The 739-nt window shown below is 25.7% G+C and carries 1 pseudogene; it reads left to right on the top strand.

The features are described from left to right. Positions 1–739 (top strand): annotated as a pseudogene (locus L8X40_RS08395) (hypothetical protein); the annotation flags it as partial.

The raw sequence follows: 739 nt of genomic DNA, 5'->3' as shown, positions 1-739 counted from the left end.
AGTTAAGAATGTATTATAAAGAACATAAATATCAAAAAGATAATCTTTTAATCACTAATTTATATCTAAACGATACTTTATATCAAAACAAACAAGGTTTAGATCAATTAGAATTATCTAAAAACGATTTATTTGATTTAAATGATGTCAATATACTAAATACTCTTAAACAAGACTTTAGTAAAGATTATGATTTTAAAGAGTGTAAAATTACACTTGGTGTGCATTTGTTAAAATTAATCTTTATTATCCCAAAAAATATTGCTAAAGTTTATAAAAGTGCTTATAAAGAATTTGAATATAAAGATTTAGGAGCAGGATATTTTAAAGAGCTTTTTGAATATCATCAAGATTATCGAGAAAATGAAAATATTATACATCATAGAGTTTTTTTAGCTCCTGCTAAGATGCAAAGGATTGAGTTTGAAATTGCCAAAGGTTTAGATGAGTGGCTTGATGATGAAAATGTATGTTCTTTTAATATTTTAACTAAGGATTATTTTAAGGCAAATGATAAAGATATACTTACAAGTGATAATATAAAAGATAATATAAATACCACACAAACTCGCATCAATGAAGATTATAACAATACTCAAGAACTCATCCCCGATAATGTGATAAGAATACAAACACAAGATGGTAGTGGAGAGTTTATTGAGATAATATTTCCTAGTCAATTAGAACTCAATGATAAACCTTTGGAAGATGTGAGTTATACATTTGCTCCGGCTTTAAG

Origin of the sequence: Campylobacter sp. CNRCH_2013_0855 (assembly GCF_025773025.1) — a bacterium.
Classification (GTDB): Bacteria; Campylobacterota; Campylobacteria; order Campylobacterales; family Campylobacteraceae; genus Campylobacter_D; species Campylobacter_D jejuni_C.
The sequence above is the reverse complement of the archived record's forward strand: the minus strand, read 5'-3'. Positions and strand labels throughout refer to the sequence as shown.